General features: G+C 68.9%; 13 protein-coding genes. 2 read left to right on the top strand and 11 right to left on the bottom strand.

All coding sequences use genetic code 11. The features are described from left to right. Positions 1 to 14: 14 nt before the first annotated feature. The 9 genes from QMZ25_RS16595 to QMZ25_RS16555 form a co-directional block, all read right to left on the bottom strand. On the bottom strand, positions 15 to 1,313 hold the full coding sequence (locus QMZ25_RS16595; RefSeq protein ID WP_065174310.1) for a DUF58 domain-containing protein: 1,299 nt from the start codon (positions 1,311 to 1,313) through the stop codon (positions 15 to 17). Further along, entirely contained in the window at positions 1,310 to 2,296 is a 987-nt protein-coding gene (locus QMZ25_RS16590; RefSeq protein ID WP_053517976.1) for a MoxR family ATPase, read from the bottom strand. Before QMZ25_RS16590 ends, QMZ25_RS16595 begins: the two co-directional genes overlap by 4 nt. Then, complete coding sequence (locus tag QMZ25_RS16585; protein WP_277381183.1) at positions 2,293 to 3,477, bottom strand: DUF4350 domain-containing protein; 1,185 nt, start codon at positions 3,475 to 3,477, stop codon at positions 2,293 to 2,295. Before QMZ25_RS16585 ends, QMZ25_RS16590 begins: the two co-directional genes overlap by 4 nt. Beyond that, positions 3,474 to 5,063, bottom strand: coding sequence for a DUF4129 domain-containing protein (locus tag QMZ25_RS16580; RefSeq protein WP_053517978.1), 1,590 nt, complete (start codon positions 5,061 to 5,063; stop codon positions 3,474 to 3,476). The genes QMZ25_RS16585 and QMZ25_RS16580 overlap by 4 nt, the downstream gene beginning before the upstream one ends. Continuing rightward, positions 5,053 to 6,045, bottom strand: a complete 993-nt coding sequence (locus QMZ25_RS16575; RefSeq protein WP_053517980.1) for a stage II sporulation protein M — start codon at positions 6,043 to 6,045, stop codon at positions 5,053 to 5,055. Before QMZ25_RS16575 ends, QMZ25_RS16580 begins: the two co-directional genes overlap by 11 nt. Next, complete coding sequence (locus tag QMZ25_RS16570; RefSeq protein ID WP_053517981.1) at positions 6,042 to 6,731, bottom strand: RDD family protein; 690 nt, start codon at positions 6,729 to 6,731, stop codon at positions 6,042 to 6,044. Before QMZ25_RS16570 ends, QMZ25_RS16575 begins: the two co-directional genes overlap by 4 nt. 122 nt (positions 6,732 to 6,853) lie before the next feature. Next, the gene (locus QMZ25_RS16565; protein WP_053517982.1) at positions 6,854 to 7,384 is read right to left on the bottom strand and encodes a gamma carbonic anhydrase family protein; all 531 of its coding nucleotides are present in this window, start codon (positions 7,382 to 7,384) and stop codon (positions 6,854 to 6,856) included. 90 nt (positions 7,385 to 7,474) lie between these two features. Then, the gene (mnmG, locus tag QMZ25_RS16560) at positions 7,475 to 9,364 is read right to left on the bottom strand and encodes a tRNA uridine-5-carboxymethylaminomethyl(34) synthesis enzyme MnmG (protein WP_065174313.1); all 1,890 of its coding nucleotides are present in this window, start codon (positions 9,362 to 9,364) and stop codon (positions 7,475 to 7,477) included. A gap of 490 nt (positions 9,365 to 9,854) precedes the next feature. Then, entirely contained in the window at positions 9,855 to 10,331 is a 477-nt protein-coding gene (locus tag QMZ25_RS16555; protein ID WP_053517985.1) for a hypothetical protein, read from the bottom strand. Between the two features lie 156 nt (positions 10,332 to 10,487). Between QMZ25_RS16555 and QMZ25_RS16550 the strand changes: the two genes are divergently transcribed. Both QMZ25_RS16550 and QMZ25_RS16545 read left to right on the top strand, forming a co-directional pair. Further along, positions 10,488 to 11,450 (top strand): pyridoxal-phosphate dependent enzyme, encoded by a 963-nt coding sequence (locus QMZ25_RS16550; RefSeq protein WP_065174314.1) that lies wholly within the window; start codon positions 10,488 to 10,490, stop codon positions 11,448 to 11,450. Continuing rightward, positions 11,447 to 12,079, top strand: a complete 633-nt coding sequence (locus QMZ25_RS16545) for a YdcF family protein (RefSeq protein WP_111187213.1) — start codon at positions 11,447 to 11,449, stop codon at positions 12,077 to 12,079. Before QMZ25_RS16550 ends, QMZ25_RS16545 begins: the two co-directional genes overlap by 4 nt. 166 nt (positions 12,080 to 12,245) lie before the next feature. Here QMZ25_RS16545 and bioC read toward each other — a convergent pair whose 3' ends face one another. Together bioC and QMZ25_RS16535 are read right to left on the bottom strand one after the other, a co-directional pair. Beyond that, positions 12,246 to 13,130, bottom strand: coding sequence for a malonyl-ACP O-methyltransferase BioC (gene bioC, locus QMZ25_RS16540; RefSeq protein WP_053517990.1), 885 nt, complete (start codon positions 13,128 to 13,130; stop codon positions 12,246 to 12,248). An 11-nt stretch (positions 13,131 to 13,141) separates the two neighbouring features. Beyond that, complete coding sequence (locus QMZ25_RS16535; protein WP_283219964.1) at positions 13,142 to 13,921, bottom strand: SDR family oxidoreductase; 780 nt, start codon at positions 13,919 to 13,921, stop codon at positions 13,142 to 13,144. Between the last annotated feature and the right edge of the window lie 3 nt (positions 13,922 to 13,924).

Here is a 13,924-nt window from a genome sequence, read left to right as displayed (position 1 = left end):
CCGGGCGCTACCGGTCAGAGCAGGCCTTCGCGCTTCACGGCCAGGTAGCGTTCCACCAGCGCGGCCGGCAGGGCATCGGCGGTCACGTCCAGAACCATCACCTTCTCGCTGCGCAGTGCCTCGTGCGCCTTCGCGCGCTGCTGCAGGTACAGCGCCGCGGCGCCGGCCTGCGCGGCGTCCTCCAGCGTATGCACCTCGCCTTCGAGCGCGCCGTCCAGCTCGTGCTCGCGTAGGCTGGCCACGCACACCAGGTGGCGGCGCTGCAGCAGGCGCACCGCGGCCAGGAGGTCCTCGATGTCTTCGTCGCGCACGTTGCTGACCAGCATCACCAGCGCACGGCGTCGCTGGCGCAGGGATACTTCGGTGGCGGCGGCCAGGTAATCGGTGGCTACCGGCTGCGGCTGCAGGTCGTAGCTGGCCCGCAGCAGATGCTCGACGGTGCCCATGCCGCGCTGTGGCTGCACCCACCGACGCTCGCCGCCGACGGCGAACAGGCCAGCCGCATCGCCCTGCCGCAACGCCAGATAGGCGACCACCAGCGAGGCGTTCAAGGCATGGTCGAAGTGCGAGAGTCCGCCTTCGCTGGCCAGCATGCGGCGGCCACTGTCGAGCATCAGCAGCAACTGCTGGTTCTTCTCGTCCTGGTACTCGCGGGAGATCAGCTTGCGTGCGCGGGCGGTGGCCTTCCAGTCGAGCTGGCGCAGGCTGTCGCCGACGCGGTACTCGCGCATCTGGTGGAAGTCAGTGCCTTCACCACGCCGGCGCTTCACGTGGGCGCCCACCAGACGTGAGGCCTGATCGGCGCTGAACAGCGCGAAGCGGGTCAGCGGCACGAAGTTCGGATAGACGCGGACGTCCAGCAGAGGGGGCAGGGTGCGCTGCTGCCACCACAGGCGCCATGGCGAGCGGATGCGTAGCTGCACGCCCTCGAAGCGGAAGCGTCCGCGCTGCTGCGGCTGCAGGGTGTAGTGCAGCGCGCAGGCATGCCCGGGACGCAGCTGCACGCGCTGGGGTAGCGACTCCAGCGGCCAGCCACCCGGCACGAGATCGAATACCTGCACCCGCATCGGCTCTGTGGTCTGCAGGCGCAGGCCCACCTCGCGGCGCACGCCCAGGGCCAGCGCTTCGGGCAGCTCGCGCTGCACTTGTGGCGACGGTCGCCGGGCCTGCCGCCACAGGTCCAGCAACGCCAGCGTACCGATCACCGTGGCGACCAGTGCCCAGCTCCAGCGCGGCAATGCGCCGGCCAGCACCACGCCTCCCAGCGCAGCCCAGGCCAGCAGCAGGACCAGCAGCAGCGGCGCAGGCCTCATCGGCGCGGTGCTTCCACCTTGGCCAGCAGCGCACCCAGCACATCGTCGGCGTCCTGGCCTTCGATCTGCAGTTCCGGTGCCAGCGCGATGCGGTGGCGCAGCGCCGGACGCGCGATGTCGCGCACGTCATCAGGGGTGACGAAGTCACGACCTGCCAGCACGGCCTGCGCGCGCGCAGCACGCACCAGCGCGATGCTGCCACGCGGTCCAGCGCCCACGGCGATGCCGGGCCATTGCCGGGTGGCGGCGACGATGCGCACGGCGTAGTCGATCACTTCGTCATCGACGGTGATCGCGGCCGTGGCCTGCTGCAGCTGCAGCAGTTCTCCGGCGCCCAGTACGCGCGGCACCCGGCTCAGATCGAAATCGCTGGCGGCGCGGCCACGGGTGATGGCCGTGACCATGCGTTTCTCGTCCTCCAGCTGCGGATAGTCGATCAGCACCTTCAACAGGAAGCGATCCAGCTGCGCTTCCGGCAGCGGGTAGGTGCCTTCCTGTTCCAGCGGGTTCTGCGTGGCCAGGGCCATGAACGGCGGCGCCAGGGTGAAGGCTTTGCCTTCGATGGTCACCTGGCCCTCCTGCATCACTTCCAGCAGTGCGGACTGGGTCTTGGCCGGTGCACGGTTGATCTCGTCGGCCAGCAGCAGGTTGGTGAACACCGGCCCGCGACGGATCTTGAAGCTCTCGCTCTTCGGATCGTAGACGGCGTGGCCGCTGACATCGCTGGGCATCAGGTCCGGCGTGAACTGCACGCGGCCATAGTCCAGTTCCAGTGCCTGCGCCAGTGCGCGCACCAGCAGTGTCTTGCCCAGTCCGGGCACGCCTTCGATCAGGACATGGCCGCCAGCCAGAAGGGCAACCAGGATCTGGTCAAGCACGTCGGCCTGGCCGATGAAGGCGTGGCCGACGGCCTGGCGGATGGCGTCGACGCGTTCGATCAGGCGGGCATTGGCGGCCGCCGGACGTTCGGGGACTTCGGTCATAGCAGGGATCTCATCTGGAGCAGCAAGCGGATGCGCTCGCGCAGGGCGGAGGAATCGTGCGGCGGAGGCGGAGTCAGGGCACTGGCAACGCGGCTGCGCGGCCACTGCAGCAGTTCGGCGATGGCCTGTTCGCGTGGCGCGCCTTCCAGCGCAGCAGCGAGTGGCGCGCGCAGGCGCAGGCGATGCACGAACAGGGCATGCACGGCCTGGTACAGGCGCACGCCCTGGCCGAAGCGCAGCAGCAGTTCGCCGCTGGCGCGCACATGTTCCAGCAGCGAGCGGCGCTCGATCACGGGCGATGGCAACAGGCTGCCGAACCGCTGCGAGCGCGCCCACAGCCAGGCCAGCAGTGCCATCAGCAGCGGTACCCACAGCGGCCAGCCCTGGTAGAACAGGCGCACCCACAGTGACGGCGGACGACTGGCATAGACCAGCCACATGGCGCCCTTGCCGTAATTGGGATCGAGCAGGTAGCGGGTCAGATCGCGGTGGGAACGGTCGTGCAGGCCGTCGCTGGCCTGGCCCTTGGCCGCGGCCATCCGCGCGGCCTGCGACTCCACTTCGCTGCGCATGAAATCCATGTCCGCCAGCACGCTCACCCAGCCCTGGCCGTGACGCAGGCGCGCGAACACCAGGTCGTGCCCGCTGCCCCACCGGCGTTCGGTCCGCGCCTCAGCGGCGAAGCCAAGCGTGAAGCGGCGGCCCTGGCAGAATTCCACGTGGCCGGGATCGTCCTGGACATGGAAGGGCTGGCAGTCGCTGCGCTGGTAAAGGCTGTCCACGCCGAGTGCATCCAGCAGCGGCCCCTGCGTGCTGCCGGCATCGTCCTCGGCCGGCGGCGGCGTGCGCAGCAGCAGATGGCCACCGCCGTCGACCCACGCCAACAGCGCCCTGGCGGCCGGCGCCGGCAGCTCGCTGCTGTCCTGCAGCAGCACCACCGTGTCCTGCGGCCCCAGCGCCATCTGCTGCAGGTCCAGCCGCGGCCGCGCATGCACCTCGATGCCATCGGCGCGCAGCGCCTGCCCGAGCACGTACAGCGGGTTGTAACGGGCCTCGCCCTGCGGTGGCAGCGTGACCGTTTCGGTGACCCGCTCATGGGTACGCATGAACAGGATCGCCAGTGGCACGCCGAGCAGCAGCAGCGTCCCCAGCAACAGTGACCAGAACAGGCGCGGGTTCATGCCTGCCACCCGTACTGCTGGCGCAGGGTCGTGGCCAGCGCATCGAAATCGCCGCGGCTGGGCAGGTGACCACCGTAGGCGGCGTATTGCCACATCCGCACGATGCGCGCGAACAGTTCACGGTCGACGCTGTCGGGCATGCGTCGCGAGGCACGCAGGCACTGCGATTCGGTGGCGCCCGGAGGCAGTGCGATGCCGGCACGCTCGCTGACCGTGCGCACGCTGGCCCGGTACAACAGGGCCAGCGCCTGGCGCGGCCGGCCCTGGTCCCACAGCAGACCAGCCTGGGTCGCCACGTCCGGCGGCAGCACCACCGGCAGCTCGACCTGTTCCTCGACCACGTGCGGCGCCGCTGCGGCCCGGCGGCGGCCCGAGCCGCGCAGCCACGGCAGCCACAACCGTGCAGTCAGCACCAGCACCAGAAGGAGGGCACCGAGCAGGCCCCACAGGCCCCATTCGGCCAATCGCGCCAGCCAGGCGATGCTGCTGCTGCGCGACGTGCGTTGGCTCTGGCTGCTGCCGTCGCGTTCCAGTTCCTTGCGTGCGTCCTTTTTCTCTTCCGCCTCTTCGATCGCTTTCCACTGCGTGACCTGGCGGGTCGGGCGCTGCAATGGATCCTCGTAGGCGCGGCTCACGGCCTGGCGGAAGCCCGCGGTATCCACCGGGGTGTCGCCGAAGATCATGGCGGGTGTATCGCCGGGGTTGATCTGCGGTGCCCGGCGCGCGTCGCTCTTGCGGTTGCTCGATGCGTCACCCTCCTGCGCGTGCACCGGCATGGAGGTGAGCGGCAGTGCCAGGCACAGCAGCAGCGCCAGCGACGAGGCAACCGGCAGCAGGCGTTCGCGCAGCCGGCGCAGGGCGATCTCCACGTCCCAGGCTTCCATCTGTGTACGTCGATTCAAGTACAGGCCGAACCCTGCACCGACGTAGAACGGTCCGATCAGTACGGAGGCCAGCCAGCAGGCCAGATTGAATCCCAGCTTCGCCCAGGCGGGCGTGTCCTTGCCGATCATGTCCCAGGCCGCGCGCCAGGAATCGGAGAGCAGCTCGAACGGGATGAACATGAACACCGCGCCGATCGCGCCTGCGACCAGTACGCCCTCGAACACCATGCAGGCTACGGTCAGCACCAGCGCCGGACCCGCCGCGCCGGCTGCGACCGCGCGCCGGCGCGGGCCACGCTGTTCGGCGGTGTTGCCCTCCAGCAGGTTGACCGGCAGGCACAGGCTGCGCAGCACGCTGAAGCGACGCCAGCCCAGGTAGCCCCAGAAACCACGGTTGCCCCACTGCCGCTGTGCCCGCAGGGCGGCCAGGGCGGTGACCGGCTCGCCGAACACACCGCGTGACAGCACATACAGCGGCGCGCGTTCGAACACGGGCTTGCACCACCACATCAGCAGCCAGGCCAGGCCGAATGCGTCCAGCCACCAGCCCAGTGCGTTGGCGATCACGAACAGTGGTGCGCTGGCCAGCAGCCAGCTGCCCCACACCGCACGCGCGTGCCGGCGGGTCAGCGCGCTGCCCAGCTCCATCGCTTCCCAGCCGCTGCGTGCGCGCAGCACGACGTCCAGGCGATCAATGCGCATCGCCGCCTCCGCGTCCGCCACGCCACAACCACAGCAGCACGCCGGCCCACAGCACCCCGGCCACACTGAACTTGCCCCACGCCGGCACTTCGGCAATGGACGACCAGAACGCCTCCACGAACGCCGCGACCAGCAACATGAAGGCCACGCCCAGGCACAGCCGGGCACCGATGCGGCCACCTTCGACCAGTGCGTCCAGGCGGCTGCGGCGTCCGGGCGCCAGCAGCTTCATGCCCAGCTGCAGACCGGCGCCGCCTGCGATGACGATGGCGGTGAGCTCGAATGCACCGTGGCCGACCACGAAGCGCCAGAAGGGATCACCATGGCCGATGTGCTGCAGGTGGCCGGCCACCGCGCCGATGATGACGCCGTTGAACAACAGCACCAGCAGCGTGCCCAGCCCGGCCAGCAGGCCGCTGGCGAAAGTGCGCAGGGCGATGCTGATGTTGTTCATGATGTAGTGGCCGAACATCATCCAGTCGGTACCGCTGTCGCGGCCCAGGCGTTCGGCAGCCGGGTCGTACATGCGTTCCATTTCGGCGATCTGGCGGTTGTCCATCACCTGGTGGATCAGGTCCGGGTACAGCTGCACCAGCACGAAGCAGCCCACCGCCGGCAGCGCGAACATCGCCAGGGCGGCCCACATGCTGCGTGCCTGGCTGCGCACCAGCAGCGGGAAATCGGCCACCAGGAATTCAAGCGCGCGCCGCCAGCGCGTGGGAGGCGTCCGGTACAGCACGCTGTGGCCCTGCTGCATCAGCTGTTGCAGGCGCTGCACCAACTGCGGGCTGTAGCCCCGCTCACGGGCCAGTGCCAGCTGCTGGCACAGCCGCCGGTAACGCTGTGGAAACGCAGTGTCGTCCAGCGTGGTGGCCGCGGGCTGGCGGCGGCGACGGCGGGAGGCGCCGGCACGCAGCAGCAGCCACTGCTCCAGGTCCAGCCATTCCTGCTGATGGCGGGCGACGAACTGTTCCTGCTTCATCGCCGTCCCAGCAACCAGTTGGCCATCGCATACAGGCGCAGCACGCCGACCTGGCCATGGGTGCCGGTCAATGGTTCGGCGATGGCGGCCAGTTCCTGCTGGCGGAGCGGTGCCAGCCGCGGGGCACGCTCGGCGAAGGCCAGCAGCGCCGCCTGTTCCTCCGGCCGCAGCGGCTGCGGCGGCGCCAGCACGCTGTCGATGGTGGCCGGCGGCGGCAGGTACAGCGCCGGCGCGTGCACCACCACGGTGCCGGCGACCAGATCGCCCAGGCGGCGGCCGTGCGCGTCGAACAGGCTGCTGAGCAGGCCCAGCGCGTAAGCGAACGGCAGCATGTCGACGGTCCGCAGCAGGTTGCGGGTGATCGCCGCCATCCAGCCCACCGGCGCGCCATCACGGGCCAGCACGCGCAGGCCCAGCGCGCGCTTGCCCGGGGTGCGGCCCCACAGCGCCTCGCAGACGATCGGATACGCCCAGTACACCAGGAACATCAGGGCCAGGTAGAGGCCGGTGCCGAATTCCTTCAACAGTGCCAGCGGGATCGACAGCGCGGCAAGAATCGCGAAACGAATGGCCAGATCGACCAGCCAGGCCAGCGCACGTGGCACCGGACCGGCGGCCGGCAGCTGCAGCGGCACGCCTTCCGGCGTCACCACCTCGCGGTAGGTGTCGAGCATCGGTGCGGCCATCAGAGCGACGGCCTTCGTTGTGGGCGCTGGAGTCCTCTCCGGCTGGCAACCACAGGCATGGGGGTCTCGACAGTTCCTGGTCGGGCCCAGACTTTAGCAGAGCGCGCCGGCAGTCGAGGGCCTCAGCCCAGGTATTCGTCCTTCAGCCGAACGTAGTGGTCGGCCGAGTAATGCAGCGACTCGATCTCCCTGTCGCTCAGCATGCGCGCCGGCCGGGCGGGATTGCCCAGCCAGAGTTCGCCTTCGCCGACCACCTTGCCCGGGCCCACCACTGCACCAGCACCGACGAAGCCGTGGCGCTCCACGCGCGCGCCATCGAGGATGCAGGCGCCCATTCCGATCAGGCTGTAATCACCGATGCTGCAGGCATGGATGATGCAGCCGTGGCCGACTGTCACGCCTTCGCCGATCAGGGTCGGATGGCCGGCCTTGTTGTACGGGCTGTGATGGCTGACGTGGATGATGGTGCCGTCCTGCACGTTGGTGCGGGCGCCGATGCGGACGAAATTGACGTCGCCACGGATGACGGTACCCGGCCAGATCGAAACATCGTCGGCAAGCTCCACGTCACCAATGAGGGTACACGCCGGGTCGACGTATACGCGTGCGCCGAGCACCGGCATCTTGTCGCGGAAAGGGCGCAGCGGGGTCATCGGTGTCTCCGGAAATCAGGGCGATCGCGACGATGATACGCGGGCCGCTGCGCTCGCCGGGCATGGCCCGGCGCCACCGTCGATGCTGCGTTACGCCACGCGTCCGCGCCGTGCACGCTCCAGGTGCACCAGCAGCAGCGAGATCGCGGCCGGCGTCATGCCGGGGATGCGCTGCGCCTGGCCAATGGTCTGCGGACGCACACGTTCCAGCTTCTGCAGCACTTCGGCCGACAGGCCACGCACGCTGGCGTAGTCGAAGCCTTCAGCGATCGGTGTGGCTTCGTGCCGCTGCTGGCGCGCGATCTCGTCGCGCTGGCGGTCCAGGTAGCCGGCGTATTTCACGCCGATCTCGACCTGCTCGGCCACCTTGCCATCGGCCACTGCCGGGCCGAGCGAGGGCACCTGCATCAGCTGCGCGTAATCCAGCTCGGGGCGCTTGATCAGGTCGAGCACATTGGTTTCGCGGCTGACAGTCACCCCCAGCGTGTCCTGCACTTCGCGGCCCAGGGCATTGGCCGGGGTCGCCCACAGCGCCCCCAGCCGCGCACGTTCGGCGGCTACGGCAGCCTGCTTGGCCTCGAACGCCATCCAGCGCCGATCATCGACCAGTCCCATGTCGCGGCCAACCGGAGTCAGGCGCTGGTCGGCGTTGTCCTCGCGCAGCTGCAGCCGGTACTCGGCGCGGCTGGTGAACATGCGGTACGGCTCGTTGGTGCCGTGGGTGATCAGATCATCCACCAGCACGCCCAGATACGCTTCGTCGCGGCGCGGGCACCAGCCATCCAGGCCACGCACCTGGCGGGCCGCATTGAGGCCGGCCAGCAGGCCCTGCGCGGCCGCCTCTTCATAACCGGTGGTGCCGTTGATCTGGCCAGCGAAGAACAAGCCGTTGACCAGCTTGGTTTCCAGCGAAGCCTTCAGTCCGCGCGGATCGAAGAAGTCGTACTCGATGGCGTAGCCCGGGCGGGTGATGTGCGCGTTCTGGAAGCCCCGGATGCTGCGCACCATCTCCAGCTGCACGTCGAACGGCAGCGAGGTGGAGATGCCGTTGGGATAGATCTCGACGATGCCCAGCCCCTCAGGCTCGACGAAGATCTGGTGGCTGGCCTTCTCGGCGAAGCGCACCACCTTGTCCTCGATGGAGGGGCAGTAGCGCGGGCCGATGCCTTCGATCTGGCCGCTGTACAGCGGCGAGCGGTGCAGGGCGTCACGGATGATCTGGTGGGTCTGCTCGGTGGTATGGGTGATCCAGCAGCTGACCTGCTGCGGATGTTCGTCCACCGAGCCGAGGAAGGACATCACCGGCCGCGGCGTATCACCGGGCTGCTCGTCCATCACGCTGTAATCCAGCGAGCGGCCGTCGATGCGCGGTGGCGTGCCGGTCTTCAGGCGGTCGACCTGGAACGGGCGCTCGCGCAGGCGTGCGGCCAGCGTGGTGGCCGGCGGATCGCCCATGCGGCCGGCGGCGTACTGGGTCGGACCGACGTGGATCTTGCCGGCCAGGAAGGTGCCGGCGGTCAGCACCACCGCCTCCGCATCGAAGCGCAGGCCGGTCTGGGTGATGACGCCGCGCACGGCGTCGCCCTCGATGACCAGATCATCGACGGCCGCCTGGAACACGGTCAGGTTGGCTTGGCCCTCGACGAGGGCGCGGATCGCCATGCGGTACAGGTTGCGGTCGGCCTGGCAGCGGGTGGCGCGCACCGCCGGACCCTTGGAGGCATTGAGCGTGCGCCACTGGATGCCGGCGCGGTCGGCGGCATGCGCCATCGCCCCGCCAAGCGCGTCGATCTCCTTGACCAGATGGCCCTTGCCGATGCCGCCGATGGCCGGATTGCAGCTCATCGCGCCCACCGTTTCGATGTTGTGGGTCAGCAGGAGGGTGCGCACGCCGGTGCGGGCCGCGGCCAGCGCGGCCTCGGTGCCGGCGTGGCCACCGCCGATGACGATGACGTCGTAACGATGGAAGGAGTGGGTCATGGGGGCGGAGTCGATGGGGGCGGGCGCGGCCGGAGGCGGTGCCGGGGTGGCGATTTTAGCGCCATTCGGCAGGGCGACGCCCGGAGAAGCCAGGGCCGGACGAAATTGACCCTAAAGTTGGCAGGATTTTTGCAGATAACCCAATAGCACCCATCGTGGCTGGCGCCGAAGGCGCCCGTGACCGGAATTGGAACAGGGGCCGGTACAGGCGCACGATGGGGGAGCAGAGGGCCGGCAGTCGGGGGACTGTCCGGCCCTGTTTTTCTTCGCCGAAGGCATCCGCAAAAACAGACGGCCCCGCATTGCGGGGCCGTCTGCCTTCAGAGGTGCCGACATCCGACAGGGCCGGAACAGGGGGGATCCAGATGTTCCTGTCGGATATCGACGTAGAGCTTTCCGCGACGGCCCATACCGCTTCTTGTCACTTTGTGACGCGGGCCGTCACAACCGCTTTAGATTGCCGCTTGGACCGTGTGAAATGCAAGACGGTTCAGCGCTCAAGTGTGCGCTGCGTCGCACGATCCATGTTGCGCCAGGGGGAACCGTTCATCCTGGGCGCACTCGGTGCCGGCGCCGGGCGGGCCGGCGGTGCCGGGCGCTGCACGCTCGGCTGCGGCGGGCGTCGCATCGAGTCCATGTTCCGCCACGGTGAGCCACCATTGTTCTCGCGCGGCGGACGCGGCGGACGGTTCTCGCCATTGCCCGGCGGGCGCGGTGGCGGGCGGTGATTGTGCGGTGGACGATAGATCGGACGCGAGTAGTACGGGTAGCCATAGCCGCCGTAATAGCCGCCATAGCCTCCGTAGTACGGGCCGTAGTTGTAGGGATAGCCGGCGGGGTAGCGGTACTCCACCGACGGCGCACCGTGGTAGTAGCTGCCGCTGCGGCCACCGCCGACATAGTCGTAGGTGGTGCAGCCGGTCAGGGCCAGCAACAGGCCACCGGCAAGCATCAGGCGCGTTTTCATGTGGGTCCCCCCAGAACGGGTGTGCAGTCAGCTTCGGGCGTGGGCATTGAATCGGCCCTTAATTCCACCACCCAGGATGAATGGCGGCGAAGGCCTGCATGCTGGCATGACCCGTGCCGGGGTCGCCAGCACGAGGGCATACGTTAATCTTGCGTCATGAGCGATTCACTGTTGCCCCGTGCCGAAGATGTCCTGGCTGCCGCCGCGAGGATCGCGCCGCACGCAAGTGTGACGCCGGTGCTGCGCTCGCGCACCCTCGACACGCTTGCCGGCGCACGCCTGGCCTTCAAGGCCGAGCACCTGCAGCGGGGCGGCGCGTTCAAGTTCCGGGGCGCCTGCAACGCCGTCTGGTCGCTGTCGGACGAGCGCGCCGCACGAGGTGTGGTCACCCATTCATCGGGAAATCATGGCGCGGCTCTGGCGCTGGCGGCACGGACGCGGGGCATTCCCTGCCATGTGGTGGTGCCCGAGGGCGCTGTCGCCGCCAAGCTGGCCAACATCGCGCGCCATGGAGCCACGCTCTGGCGTTGCGCGCCGACCATTGCCGAGCGTGAGGCCACCTGCGCCAGGGTGCAGGCCGACACCGGTGCAACCCTGGTGCACCCGTATGCCGATCCGGCGGTGATGGCAGGGCAGGGCACCGCTGCGCTGGAACTGCTGCACAGCGACGGGCCGTTCGACGTGCTGGTGGTGCCAGTGGGCGGTGGTGGCCTGGCCAGCGGTACTGCGCTGGCGCTGCAGCTGGCCGGCCCGCAGACCCGGCTGGTGCTGGCCGAACCGGCTGGTGCCGACGATACCGCCCGCTCACTGGCCGCCGGCGAGCGGCAGGGCGCGTTCACCCCCGACACCGTCTGCGATGGCCTGCGCACCCTGATCGGTGCGCCCAACTTCGCGCTGCTGCGTGCTGCCGGTGCGGAGGTCATCGTGGTCGACGACGCCGCCACTCTGGCTGCGATGCGCCTGCTGTGGGAGGTGCTCAAGCAGGTGGTTGAACCGTCTTCGGCGACGGTGCTGGCGGCGGTGCTGTCCCAGCCGGAACGGTTTGCCGGGCAGCGGGTGGGCCTGGTGCTGTCCGGTGGCAACGTCGATCTTCCCGCCCTGCGCTGGGGCATGCCTTGAGCCGCGGCCGGCACCGCGAGCGTACCGGCCTGTTCGGTTGGGCGTGGCGGCTGTTCGTGCTGCTGGTGATCTGGCTGCTGGGCGTGACCGCATGGATCGTCTGGGTGGGAGAGCGCGATCAGGCCGCCCAGGCCGATGCGATCATCGTGCTCGGTGCGGCCGCCTATGACGCCAAGCCGTCGCCGGTCTTCGAGGAGCGCATCCGTCATGGCCTGGACCTGTACGAGGCCCGGTATGCACCGCTGCTGATCTTCACCGGGGGGTATGGCGGCAGCGGCGCCCGCTTCTCCGAATCGCAGGTGGCGCGGCGCTATGCGCTCAAGCACGGCGTTCCGGACGACGCGATCCTGATTGAAACCGCTTCGCGCAACACCGTGCAGAATCTGATCGAGGCCAAGCGGCTGATGGACCAGCGCAACCTGCACCGGGTGATCATCGTCAGCGATCCGCTGCACATGGCACGCGCGCTGCGCCTGAGCCGGGCGCTGGGCATCGATGCGCTGGCGTCATCGACGCCGAGCACCCGCTTCCGCAGCTTCCACACCAGCTGGCGTTTCCTGCTGCAGGAAATCTATTTCTTCCATCGCGATCTGGTGCGGCCACCGCTGAGTTCGCCGGCCAATACCTGAGCGGCTGCCGCCTGCTTTGGGTGGGTGCCGACCTTGGTCGGCACAACCTGCCAGATCGCGATGCCGCAGGCATTGTGCCGACCAAGGTCGGCACCTACCAGAACGGATTCCGTGCATGAGTCGGTAGTCGCCGACCTTGGTCGGCACATCACCCGTGATCGATCGATCAGGTCTGCTTGCGACGGATCGGAATGGCCGACACCGGTACCGAGGCCACGTCGTGGCCGCCTTCGCGGATCGGCGCGCCCGGGTCCGGTGCCCAGGCATGGGCATAGATCACTTCCCAACTGCTGGGCAGCGTGCCATCGGCACGGCGCATCGGCTCGTAGGCGGCCGCCGCAGCGGCGAAGCGCCCGCGGCCGGTCAGCGTATGCCGACGGTCCACCCGCGCATTGGTCGCGCCCATCGCCCGCAGTTCGCGCATCAAGGCGGGCAGATCCTCGTAGGTCAGGGTGAACAGGTCGCGGTCCAGCACGGGGTCGCGGAAGCCGGCCATCATCAGCGCGTCGCCGAACTGTGCGATCTGCGCGAAACGGCTGACGTGCGGGCGATCATCGGCAGCAGCGAACGCTTCGTTGAGCTCGATCAGGGTTTCCGGCCCGAAAGTCGAGCACAACAGCAGGCCGCCGGGCTTGAGCACGCGACGGAAGCCGGCGAACACTGCAGGCAGATCGTCCACCCATTGCAGGCAGAGATTGCTGAAGATCACATCCACACTGTTGTCGGCCAGCGGCAACGCCGCCGCATCGGCGCACAGGCGCTGGAAGGGCTTCCACCACCCGGCCTGGCGCCTGGCCTGATCGAGCATCGGCAGGGCGATATCCAGCGCGATCACCTGTGCCTTCGGCCAGCGCTTTTTCATCAGTGCGCTGGCATGGCCGGTACCGGCACCGATGTCCAGCACCACCTCGGGCCTGCGTGCCTCCAGGTAGTCCAGCGATTCCACCAGCCGTGACTGCACTTCGCGCTGCAGGGCAGCGGCGGCGTCATAGCTGCTGGCGGCGCGGGAGAACGCACGGCGCACATGGCGGGGATCGAAGTGGGACGGCATTGCAGGATCTCTCAGAACGTACCGGGGTAGGCGCCGCCATCGATCAGCAGGTTCTGCCCGGTGATGTAGCCGGCCTGTGCGCTGCACAGGAAAGCGCAGGACGCGCCGAACTCGTCGGCGGTGCCGAAGCGGCCGGCGGGGATCTGCTGGCGGCGGCGCTCGGCGATCTCTCCGGCATCGCCATCCTTGCCCGCGCTGTGGGCGAAGTTGGCGCGCAGGCGATCAGTGTCGAACTGGCCAGGCAGCAGATTGTTGAGGGTGACGTTGTGGGCGACCGTGCGCCGCGACAGACCGGCGACGAAGCCGGTCAAGCCACTGCGCGCGCCGTTGGACAACGCCAGGGTATCGATCGGCGCCTTCACCGCCGACGAGGTGATGTTGACGATACGGCCGAAGCCGCGTTCGATCATCGCGTCCACGGTGGCGCGGATCAGCGCGATCGGGGCCAGCATGTTGGCGTCCAGTGCAGCGATCCAGTCGTCACGCTCGAAGCTGCGGAAATCGCCCGGCGGCGGCCCGCCCGCGTTGTTGACCAGGATGTCCACCTGCGGGCAGGCGGCCAACGCAGCGGCACGTCCGGCTTCTGTGCTGACGTCGGCAGCGACCGCGTGCACCTCGCCGGCGCCGGGCAGTGCGCGCAGATGCTCGGCGGCGGCCTGCAGCGCTGCTTCGCCGCGCGCAACGATCAGCACGTTCACGCCTTCGCGCACCAGTGCGCGCGCGCATCCCAGGCCCAGCCCCTTGCTTGCACCGCAGACCAGGGCCCAGCGGCCCTTGATACCCAGCTCCATGCG

It is taken from the genome of Stenotrophomonas sp. RS-48 (assembly GCF_030053245.1).
Lineage (GTDB): Bacteria > Pseudomonadota > Gammaproteobacteria > Xanthomonadales > Xanthomonadaceae > Stenotrophomonas > Stenotrophomonas maltophilia_P.
Note: the sequence above shows the minus strand (reverse complement) of the source record. Positions and strands in the feature narration are given on the sequence as shown.

Coding starts and splice junctions, on each gene's coding strand:
- mnmG (WP_065174313.1), bottom strand. CDS start 9,364: ATGACCCACTCCTTCCATCGTTACGACGTCATCGTCATCGGCGGTGGC.
- QMZ25_RS16555 (WP_053517985.1), bottom strand. CDS start 10,331: ATGAAAACGCGCCTGATGCTTGCCGGTGGCCTGTTGCTGGCCCTGACC.
- QMZ25_RS16580 (WP_053517978.1), bottom strand. CDS start 5,063: ATGCGCATTGATCGCCTGGACGTCGTGCTGCGCGCACGCAGCGGCTGG.
- QMZ25_RS16595 (WP_065174310.1), bottom strand. CDS start 1,313: ATGAGGCCTGCGCCGCTGCTGCTGGTCCTGCTGCTGGCCTGGGCTGCG.
- bioC (WP_053517990.1), bottom strand. CDS start 13,130: ATGCCGTCCCACTTCGATCCCCGCCATGTGCGCCGTGCGTTCTCCCGC.
- QMZ25_RS16585 (WP_277381183.1), bottom strand. CDS start 3,477: ATGAACCCGCGCCTGTTCTGGTCACTGTTGCTGGGGACGCTGCTGCTG.
- QMZ25_RS16550 (WP_065174314.1), top strand. CDS start 10,488: ATGAGCGATTCACTGTTGCCCCGTGCCGAAGATGTCCTGGCTGCCGCC.
- QMZ25_RS16535 (WP_283219964.1), bottom strand. CDS start 13,921: ATGGAGCTGGGTATCAAGGGCCGCTGGGCCCTGGTCTGCGGTGCAAGC.
- QMZ25_RS16565 (WP_053517982.1), bottom strand. CDS start 7,384: ATGACCCCGCTGCGCCCTTTCCGCGACAAGATGCCGGTGCTCGGCGCA.
- QMZ25_RS16575 (WP_053517980.1), bottom strand. CDS start 6,045: ATGAAGCAGGAACAGTTCGTCGCCCGCCATCAGCAGGAATGGCTGGAC.
- QMZ25_RS16570 (WP_053517981.1), bottom strand. CDS start 6,731: ATGGCCGCACCGATGCTCGACACCTACCGCGAGGTGGTGACGCCGGAA.
- QMZ25_RS16590 (WP_053517976.1), bottom strand. CDS start 2,296: ATGACCGAAGTCCCCGAACGTCCGGCGGCCGCCAATGCCCGCCTGATC.